A 10,195-nucleotide genomic window follows, 5' to 3' on the forward strand; every position below is an offset into this window, starting at 1 on the left:
TGGACTTACTCCTATAGTTTTCTAAGTAACACCTTTAGATTGACAGGTGAACGAAATTAACGGCATTTTATAAAATGAAAGTGCTTACAATTTGGAGTGTGCGGGATTTCCAGTGCTTGAGGTACGGCCGCTCGATATTCACACAATCGACAAAAGAGGCTGAAAGGGGAAGGTCTGGCATGACAAGCAAAAGGTTCGGGATCATCAGTCTGGTATTCATCATGATGGTATCTATGATCACTGCCTGCTCAGGAAGTGCGGGCAAGGAGCCTGCAACAGGAGATCCTAATGAGAAGGTCACATTCACGTATTTTAATGCCACTGCGGGGAGGGACATCCATACCAATGAAACGCGGATCGGCAAAATTCTGGAGGATCAGACAGGAGTAAACTGGAAGCTGGAGCATTTGGTGGGGGATTCCAATACGAAGATCGGTACGTTCATTGCCAGTAACGATTACCCGGACGCCATTGTGCCTGATGGCACGATTGATAAGCTGCTGGATGCTGGAGCCTTTATTCCGCTAAATGATTTGATTGATAAATATGGTCCGAATATCAAGCGTGTATACGGACCGTATTACAACCTGATGAAGGCGGAGGATGGGAATATCTATTTCCTGCCACTCAGTGCGGTGGTAGGCGATTATTTGCCCGCGCCTAACGTGGAGCAGGGAGCTTTTTGGGTACAGCGCAGGGTGTTGAAGGAGGCGGGATATCCAAAAATAAAAACGCTCGACGAGTATTTGACCCTGATTCGCAACTATGCGAAAAAGCATGCAGACGAGGGCTTGACCGGGTACTTGGCGTTAACCACACAGGATAGGTTTTATGCTCTTACGAACGCGCCGATGCATCTGGCAGGCTATCCGAACGATGGCGGCACGATGATTGATATGAAATCGCACCAGGCGACGGATTATGGGGATGAGGAAATCACGAAGCGGTATCTCAAAGAGCTGAATCAGCTCAATGCAGAGGGCCTGTTCGACAAAGCATCCTTTGTGGACAATTACGATCAATACTTGGGGAAGCTGACCTCGGGCAAGGTGCTGGGTTTCTTCGACTATCGCTGGCAGGCGGGGCAGGCTCTAAATAACCTACAGGAGGCTTCCAAGCAATCGGGCAATGATGATATGGAATATATAGGGCTACCTGTTGTATACGACCAGAATATAAAGGATCAGTACATTGACCCTTCGTCATTCGTTAATAACCGAGGTATTGGAATTACGGTTAGTGCCAAGGACCCGGTACGTATCATCAAGTTTTTTGACAATCTGCTGACCAATGAAAACCAGGTGTTATCCAACTGGGGGATCAAGGGCGAAACCTATGATGTAGATAAAAAAGGGCGCTTTTACCGGACCAAGGAGCAAATTAAGCAGACGGGTCAGGATGCGTTCCGCGAATCATTCGGGTTCAAATATTTTGAATACAGTTGGCCGCGATACGGTAGTGGTTCTACCCTGCCTGACGGCAACTCGGTTGGCCCCGGGCGGCAGCCTGAGGTTGCGCGTATGTCCTACACCGAGGGAGATAAAAAGCTGCTAAAAGCCTATGGTGTAGAGTCCTTCTCGCAAATGTTTTCTGCCCCAGACAAGCGCCCATGGTATCCGGCTTGGAGTATCCCGATTGCCCAAGGCTCACCTGCGCAGCTCTTCCAGCAAAAGAAGGGCGACCTGCAACGCAAATATTTCCCACGTTTAGTGCTGTCTGCACCGGGGCAGTTTGAGGCGATTTGGAATGAGTACACTACTGAATTCAACAAGCTGGATGTGAAGGAATATGAGGAGCTGATTACGAAGGAGGTTGTCAAAAAAGTCGAAACTGCTGGTAAAAAATAAAGGAGGAAGCAGCTATGGGCAACACGGCACCTATCACGACCTCACAGAGCCATTTGCCGCCCTCACGGCGAACTGGCTTTAGAGGATTTATGCACAAGCTGAACCAGCAGCGGGCACTGGTATGGATGTCCATCCCTTTTTTAATCTGGTTGTTTATTTTCAAATATTTACCTATCTGGGGCTGGACGATTGCTTTTCAGGATTTTAAGCCTGCGCGTAAGCTGCTCGATCAGCAGTGGGTTGGGTTGAAGCATTTCCGTTTTCTGTTTCAGGATGAGCATTTTCTGCGGGTGATGCGCAATACGCTGGCGATGAGCTTTATTAATCTGGTGCTGGGCTTTGTAACTGCTATAATATTGGCAATTTTGCTGAATGAGCTTCGTCAGATCGTATTCAAGCGAGTAGTGCAGACGATCAGCTACCTGCCGCATTTTATTTCGTGGGTGGTAGCGGCCAGCATTATCAGTACGGCGTTGTCTGCGGACGGCGGCATTGTCAATGAGGTGCTGATGTGGCTGGGACTGATTAAGGAGCCTGTGCTGTGGCTGGGCGAGGGAAGCTATTTTTGGGGCATTCTCGGTGCATCGGAAGTATGGAAAAATGTCGGCTGGAACACCATCATTTATTTGGCCGCGATGACGATGATTGATCCGTCACAGTATGAGGCGGCTGAGATGGACGGAGCAGGGCGTTTTCAGCGAATTTGGCATGTGACGTTGCCGGGATTGAAGCCTGTATTTATCATCCTGCTCATTATGAATATCGGGAATCTGCTGGAATCCGGCTTTGAGCCGCAATATTTGCTGGGCAACGGTATGAACGTGGATTACTCGGAAAATCTGGACATTTTCGTGCTGAAATATGGTATTCAGATGGGCAATTTCTCACTTTCGATTGCAGCAGGGATGTTCAAAACGGTAGTCAGCTTCATTTTGCTGTTTAGCGCCAATCATATTGCGAAGCGGTTAGGGGAGGAGCGGTTGTTCTGAGAAAAAGGGAGTTATGGTGGGGTATGGCCGCTCCGCTGCTACCCGCCATAAAGTCACTTTTTTAAGAACTGAGGGTGGTGGCAGGGGAGAACTTGAGGGAAGGCGCGTGCTCGCGCTTCCTTGTAGTAACTGCACGATCATGACTGGTTCAGCTTCGCTATCGCCATTAGAGCCTGTTTTTAGGACTGAGCTATTCGAAGTGATAACAGAAGGTGCGTGTTCATGCATACTACAGGTGCAGGTCAGTGGATTTTTAACAGGCCGCTTCGCGGACCTTATCAAGACCTTATGGACGAACTGGATTACAACTTCTAATAGAGATAATAATCTAATAAATTAACATTTGTTCATATAACAATATAAATATAACACTCCAAAATATAAGACCAATATCTCCACCAGCAATCGTCCTGATCATCGAACTAGAGTGCTTAAGCTATTTTTTAGAAAGGAGCGGAAGTCATGGGCAAAGGGAAGGTGTTGCATGGGCGGTTTCGGGCGCCCTCGGATCGGGTTTTTGATGCATGCAATATTGTATTTATGCTGTGCCTGATGGTGTTCACGCTATATCCGTTTTTGAATACGCTGGCGGTTTCGCTGAATGAAGCGAATGATTCGATTCGGGGTGGGATCTATTTGTGGCCGCGTGAGTTTACGTGGAGCAATTACGAATTTGTATTCAAGGAAGCGACGATTTTTCATGCTACGTTGATTTCTGTGCTGCGTACGGTTGTTGGCACGGTGACCTCGGTGTTCTGTTGTGCGATGGTGGCGTATACGATCAGCCGGCCGGAGTATGTGCTGCGCAAATTTGTCTCGATTGCTTTTATTTTGACGATGTATTTTAACGGGGGGCTGATTCCAAACTTTCTCCTGATTCGTGAGTTGGGGATGCTTGGAAGCTTCTGGGTGTATATCGTGCCTGGGCTGATAGGGGTGTTCAATGTGATTGTGATTCGCTCCTTTATTGAAGGCTTGCCGGAAGGGATTTTGGAGTCGGCGCGTATTGATGGGGCGGGGGAATTTGCGACTTTTATGCGTATCGTTTTGCCGCTGTGTGTCCCGGTACTGGCAACGGTGTCGCTGTTCACGGCGGTTGCGCAATGGAATTCCTGGTTTGATGTGTTTTTGTACAATTCGTCGTATGAGCAGTGGAGTACACTCCAGTATGAGCTGATGAAAATATTGCAAAATTCCAATACGTCCGTGAACGCTCAGGATTATGCCAGCCAGTTTGCAGGCTCGGAAAATCTGGCGAAGTCGGTCACTCCTACCTCGATTCGTGCCACGATGACGATTGTGGCTTCCGTACCTATTATTTTGGTGTATCCTTTTTTGCAAAAATATTTTGTGAAGGGTATGACTCTGGGCGGCGTTAAGGGGTGAGCATGGACCAGAAATGTGCGGAACTCACTTTCTTGTATTTTTGAAAATATGAGCACGGGAGGGATTGTGTTGAGGTCATTTTTGTACAAATCTTTTAGTCTGGTGCTGGTCGGGGTGCTGTTATTGCCAGTGGGGTGGTGGGGTCCTTCTATAGCGGAGGCGGAGGCTCCGTTTGTGGAACATTCCCCGCCAGTTGCGGATTCGGTTCTGTCAACGGGAAGTGTGGATAAGACCATCGGGACCTATGGATTTGAGCAAGGCAATAGCGAGGGCTGGAAGCCTCGGGGGACTTATACTCAAATCGCGTCCGTCACGGAAGCTGCATATGGCGGCACACACAGTCTGAAGGCAACCGCTCGCACGGCGACTTGGAACGGAGCGGAACTGGATGTGAAGTCGCTGTTGCTGCCGGGGGTGGAGTATGAGATTAGCGGCTATGTGAAGCTGGACGGCAATTCCGCGAATCCGAGCGTGATTAAGTTTACGGTGGAGGAGCAGCCAGCAGGCGGGGCTACGACATGGAAGACGGTAGCGCAGACGGAGACGACGGATACATCGTGGGTCAAACTTCAAGGCAAATATACTTTTACCGGGGGGATGGATGCATTGAAGCTGTATGTGGAAAGCTCAAATCCCGCGCAGGCATACTATGTGGATGAGGTAGAAATCAGGCAGGTATCGGAGACACCAACGGAACCGACCAGTGGTATCGTATCCGGCTTCGAGGGCGGTACAGCTCAAGGCTGGGTATCCCGTATGGGGGCCGAGACGGTGCAAGTGTCAAATGCGGATGCACGAACCGGATCGTACAGCCTGCTGACGACAGGCAGACAAAAGACGTATGCCGGGCCTAAGCTTGATGTGACTGCTACGGTGCAAAAAGGCAGCCGTTACACGGTCAGCGCTTGGGTAAAGCTGGCACCGAGCGAGCAGCATCCTGCCAAGGTACGGCTCAGCGTACAACGCGATCACCAAGGTGAAAGTGCGTATGAAACTGTTGTAGGCGACACGGCTACCACGACAGGGGGATGGATGCATTTGTCTGGTACGTATACTCTCGCGCATGATGCAGACACCGTTTCTATGTATTTGGAAACGGCAGAAGGAACGGCTTCCTTTTATATGGATGATTTCGAGCTGTCACTTGTACCGCCGCTGGCTATTGAAAAGGACATTCCCTCTTTGCACGGATTATATCAGGGACAGTTCAGCATCGGCACGGCGATTGAGGCTTTCCAGACAGAAGGGGCTTACGGAGAACTGGTACAGAAGCATTTTAACAGCGTCGTTGCAGGGAATGCGATGAAGCCGATTTCCTTGCAGCCGTCCGAGGGACAGTTCCATTGGGAGGAAGCAGACCAAATTGTGCAATTTGCTAGACAGCACGGACTGGAAATCCGCTTCCATACCTTGGTGTGGCATAACCAGACCGGGGATTGGATGTTCAAGGATAAGAATGGACAGCCGATGACGCCGACTGCGGAAAATAAAAAGCTTTTGCTGGATCGACTGGAGACGCATATTCGTGCTGTCGTGGCGCGTTATAAAAATGTGATTACCGACTGGGATGTCGTGAACGAGCCGATTGATCCTGACCAGCCGGACGGCATGCGCCGCAGCAAATGGTATCAGATTACCGGCACGGATTATATTGAAAAAGCCTTCCGCGTCACGCGGGAAGCGGCGGGTCCGAATGCCCGGCTGTTTATTAACGATTACAACACGCACGAGCCAAAGAAACGGGATTTCCTGTACAACTTGGTTCGTGATTTGCTTGCCAAAGGCGTACCGATTGATGGTGTAGGCCATCAATCGCATATTCGGCTGGAGTTTCCGACGATTCAGGAGATGGAACAATCCATTGAAAAGTTTGCTTCACTCGGTCTGGATAACCAGATTACGGAGCTGGATATGGGCCTTTATTCCAATGACACGGATCGCTACGAAACGATCCCTGAAGCCATGCTGATCCGGCAGGCTTACCGCTATCGGGCGCTGTTCGATATGTTTTCAAGGCAGCAGGAGAATATCAGCAATGTGACGATTTGGGGTACAGATGATGGCAATACGTGGCTCAGCACATTTCCGATTGCCCGGCTGGATAAGCCGCTGCTGTTCGACGAACGGTTAAAGGCCAAATATGCTTATTGGGCGCTTGCTGATCTGTCCAAAGTACCGCCGTTGCCAGCGGGGAGTAACGAATAAATAGCCTGAATCAGATCAATCAATAGAGCTGTCCAACAGGAGAGGTGGAGCTATGGCTACCTTACGCTAGACGAATCGGTTGTCCCCGGATTTTATCCTGATCCGAGCGCGATACGTGCCGGAGAGGATTACTACATGGCGGCAAGCTCGTTTGAATATATGCCGGGCTTGCCGATTTTTCATAGCCGTAACCTGACGGATTGGCGGCAGATTGGGCACGCGTTGAGTCGACACAGCCAGATTGATTTGTCTGCACGGAAAAGCTCGGAAGGCATATACGCGCCCACACTGCGCTATCCTCAAGGTACATTTTATCTTATATCACATCTGTAGACCCTGCCGGAACCTGGTCTGACCCGATCCGTATTCCCTACGGAAACATAGATCCGTCCCTGCTGTTTGATGATGACGGGAAGGTGTGTGTGACGGTACATTTAAAGCATTAATTATGAGAAATAGAGCTTTGGAAGTTGTGAGCAAACAGCAGGTATTGAAATTAATAGATTACAATTTAGATATTCACTTATGTTTATTGTAAAAATGGTGAAATATATAATCTTAATCTTAATCTTGATTTAATGTATAGATTTGTACATAATAGATTTGTATTGTAATTGGTAAAAAAGGAGTCTAGTGGTTTTTATGTAATTTTGATAACAAAAATTTAGGGAGATGAAAGAACTATGAAGTTCAAGAGTGTATGTTCGTTGTTTGTTGCAAGCATGCTTACATTTACGGTAACTTGTTCCGTCGGTGCTGAATCATTCCAAAATCAAGATTTAATCAATCCGTCCATGACTAAAACGGACAATGCTATTTTGAGCAAAATAATCAATTCGCTGGACCCCAAAGATAGAGAGAACGTTACATACATAGACGAAACGGGAAAAGTGCTGGTAAACAAGGAAAGCTTAAGGAAGGAAGTTATTCGTCTATATGGGCGGTTGGGGGAATACTAATAATGCTGTAGATGCAGGTTTACAGCATAGCCCAAAGTATAATGATTGGGCTCTCTTCTTGCTAATAGAGGGTAATGGTGGCCCCTTAACGTTTACTCCAAGATTTGAAGGAGATCAGGACATCCAGATGAAGTTTTATGTTCCATCTGATGGCATTGTTGCTTTAGTTATTTATGGTTACGATATTAGCGGTACGAAAGTTGAAAAAACCTACACCGGGGCGGCTCCAGGTTGGACTGCTACTGGTAACGGTAACATCATAAAACGAATGACAAGTATAGCCCAAATTCAAGATCACGACGACTATAAAGATGGTTCATACATCAAAAATGTTGATTAGTATGGCTCCTTTATAGGTCCTAATTCAGTAGATAGTGTTCCATGGCGAAGTACCGAAACCTATGGATATTGTTCCTTCTCCACGAAATAAAATATTTATAAACTTCGTTCATGCAGGATCAGCGATTGATATTATTTTAGAATAAATTTTATCGGAGGGGGTTAGTACCCCTCTTGTTTTAAGGAGGATATTTTGTGGGAAAGCTACTGTTCAAGATTATGATTTTAAGTTTGATGATTTTTTGTTTTTCTCAAGAAGCTTTTACTGGAAAATTATCAGCTCAGAGTATAGCTCCAAGCACGCAATTTTTGAAAATCAACAATTACTATGTCTTATTTACGACACCCAAAGCCCCTTATATTGATAAGAACAATCGCTTCATGGTGCCTTTGAGATCTATTAACGATTTATTGGGGGGACACACGACGTATGACCCGACTTCCAAAACGGCCACCATTCAGTTTGGGTCGCATCAGGTTAAGTTTAAAATGGACTCAACTGAGATTGTTACCGATTCAAACACGTCCGTGATGGATACCGTTCCGGTTCTTTACAAAGATTCGATATTTGTTCCTTTAGGAATACTTACGACGCAACTAAATATACATCAGGAATGGGATCAACAAAATAAACTGTACTCCCTCTCAGGGAAGGAATTAATGAAGACACCTATGATGGAGAATGTTGAAGATTTGGATAGAGTACCGGTAGACAATGAGAATGCTTTCAATTTGTTATCGTACAAATTGACCATGGGGAGGGAAAAGATTCATCTAACTATCACAGCTAAGAATATAACCGGGAAGAAACTTGATGAGGGTATTGAAGATTTGAATACCACTTTTATCTTTAATAATAGTACGACAACAGAAAATAGAAATCGTAAACGGCCAAGTATAGATAAGGATGAAATCGTTACACGTAGCCTGGACATGCCATATCCAGCACGATAGAAAACAAAAAAATCATTAAAGGTGAACTGGAGTATATCCTTTTTAAAGGAAGAACTCTAAAGTGGTAAACTGTTATACCCAGACGATATTGTTTTTCTTGCAGAAGGTCCATGGTCTATATAATGGGTAAAAGTACAGCTGATCCGAAAAGAAATTTGGATCAGCTGTACTTTTTAATTTTTAGTTTTTGTGTATTGCAAATTCAAAATATCAAAAAGCAATAAAACTTACTCCAGATTGGCGTGTTGACCAAACATAGATTCAGAGGTCAGTCTGCGTAGCTCCATCGTTCTGAGTACCAACGCATCGCCATACAACAATAAGGTTTGCTCAAATAGTGAGCCCATGGGCTGAATGGTTTGGTAATCCTTGTTGGACGGGTCCTTGGGTGCACCTGGAAGCTTGACGATAATATCAGCCAGCTTGCCAATGGTCGATCCAGGGGAAGTGGTCAGAAGTGCCAGAGAAGCCCCCAGCTTTTTCGCCTTTTCTGCCATCGAGGTCAGACTTTTGGTTTCACCAGAGCCTGAACCGATAATCAGCAAGTCGCCTTCGCTCAAGCCGGGGGTTACCGTTTCCCCGACCACGTAAGCCTGAACACCCATATGCATTAGCCGCATCGCCAGCGAACGGATCATGAAACCTGAACGTCCTGCACCTGCCACGAACACTTTATTCGCGGAGGCAATGGACTGGATCAGTTGTTCCGATTCTACATCACTGATGAGCTGTGGAACCCATTGCAGTTCCTTGAGCACCTCGGATAAATATTGAGAGGTTTCCATTGGAATTAACCTTGTTTAATGAGCTGTTGCATTTGGGAAGCAACGGCTTTTTTGTCGTCCTCACCAGTGATCCCGCCGCCGACAATAACCAGATCCGGTTGAGCCTTAACGACCTCAGCCAGGGTGCTCAGCTTAATGCCGCCAGCAACGGCTGTTTTGGAGTTTTTCACGACTTTTTTAACGGTTTGTAGTGCTTCGAACGGGCTTTGTCCTTCAGCTTGCAGATCGTAGCCTGTATGCACGCAGATGTAGTCTACGCCGAGAGCGTCGATTTCCTTAGCGCGTTGCTCCAGGTTTTTAACACCGATCATATCCACCAGGATTTTTTTGCCGCCTTGTTTTTTTGCTTCTTCTACCGCACCCTTGATCGTTGCATCTTCAGCTACAGCCAGAATCGTAACGATATCTGCGCCAGCTTCGGAAGCTTTCAGCACTTCGTAACCGCCTGCATCCATAACTTTCAGGTCAGCCAGCACTTTCAAATTCGGAAATGCTTCTTTCATTGCTTTTACCGCATGTAGTCCTTCGTTAATGACAATCGGTGTACCGATTTCTACGATATCAATATACGATTCTACTTCTTTTACCAATGCAATCCCTTGCGGGATATCTACTAAGTCTAAAGCCAATTGAAGTTCCATGTTATTAACTTCACTCCCACTATAAATTAATGTTTTCTCGTGTTTCCTCACTCGTTCTTCGATTTTCAATCCTTGACTGATGGAGAGCTG

Annotated in this window: 9 protein-coding genes and 1 pseudogene; 8 read left to right on the top strand and 2 right to left on the bottom strand. The window is 46.6% G+C overall.

Annotation, left to right across the window (positions count from 1 at the left end):
- The first annotated feature begins 179 nt into the window (after positions 1-179).
- The 8 genes and pseudogenes from E0698_RS06920 (at position 180) to E0698_RS06950 (ending at position 8,679) form a co-directional block, all read left to right on the top strand.
- Positions 180-1,847 carry an ABC transporter substrate-binding protein gene (locus tag E0698_RS06920; protein WP_149094287.1) on the top strand — a complete coding sequence of 556 codons (1,668 nt, stop codon included), beginning with the start codon at positions 180-182 and terminating at the stop codon, positions 1,845-1,847.
- A gap of 14 nt (positions 1,848-1,861) precedes the next feature.
- Entirely contained in the window at positions 1,862-2,836 is a 975-nt protein-coding gene (locus E0698_RS06925) for an ABC transporter permease (RefSeq protein WP_134911989.1), read from the top strand.
- A gap of 462 nt (positions 2,837-3,298) precedes the next feature.
- Positions 3,299-4,222, top strand: a complete 924-nt coding sequence (locus tag E0698_RS06930) for a carbohydrate ABC transporter permease (protein ID WP_192511054.1) — start codon at positions 3,299-3,301, stop codon at positions 4,220-4,222.
- A 48-nt stretch (positions 4,223-4,270) separates the two neighbouring features.
- Entirely contained in the window at positions 4,271-6,427 is a 2,157-nt protein-coding gene (locus tag E0698_RS06935; RefSeq protein ID WP_443146902.1) for an endo-1,4-beta-xylanase, read from the top strand.
- Positions 6,428-6,445: 18 nt separating this feature from the next.
- Positions 6,446-6,855 (top strand): annotated as a pseudogene (locus E0698_RS06940) (family 43 glycosylhydrolase); the annotation flags it as partial.
- 255 nt (positions 6,856-7,110) lie between these two features.
- Positions 7,111-7,386: a hypothetical protein gene (locus E0698_RS26675; RefSeq protein WP_238353890.1), complete on the top strand. Its 276-nt coding sequence runs from the start codon at positions 7,111-7,113 to the stop codon at positions 7,384-7,386.
- Positions 7,364-7,726 (top strand): hypothetical protein, encoded by a 363-nt coding sequence (locus tag E0698_RS26680; protein ID WP_238353891.1) that lies wholly within the window; start codon positions 7,364-7,366, stop codon positions 7,724-7,726. Before E0698_RS26675 ends, E0698_RS26680 begins: the two co-directional genes overlap by 23 nt.
- A gap of 194 nt (positions 7,727-7,920) precedes the next feature.
- Entirely contained in the window at positions 7,921-8,679 is a 759-nt protein-coding gene (locus E0698_RS06950) for a copper amine oxidase N-terminal domain-containing protein (protein WP_337916180.1), read from the top strand.
- 227 nt (positions 8,680-8,906) lie between these two features.
- On the opposite strand, the gene hxlB is transcribed toward E0698_RS06950, so the two are convergent.
- Both hxlB and hxlA read right to left on the bottom strand, forming a co-directional pair.
- Positions 8,907-9,464, bottom strand: a complete 558-nt coding sequence (hxlB, locus tag E0698_RS06955) for a 6-phospho-3-hexuloisomerase (protein WP_134911992.1) — start codon at positions 9,462-9,464, stop codon at positions 8,907-8,909.
- Between the two features lie 5 nt (positions 9,465-9,469).
- Entirely contained in the window at positions 9,470-10,105 is a 636-nt protein-coding gene (gene hxlA, locus E0698_RS06960) for a 3-hexulose-6-phosphate synthase (RefSeq protein ID WP_013312540.1), read from the bottom strand.
- Positions 10,106-10,195 lie beyond the last annotated feature (90 nt).

Origin of the sequence: Paenibacillus sp. 23TSA30-6 (assembly GCF_014858585.1) — a bacterium.
In the GTDB taxonomy this organism is placed as follows: Bacteria; Bacillota; Bacilli; order Paenibacillales; family Paenibacillaceae; genus Paenibacillus.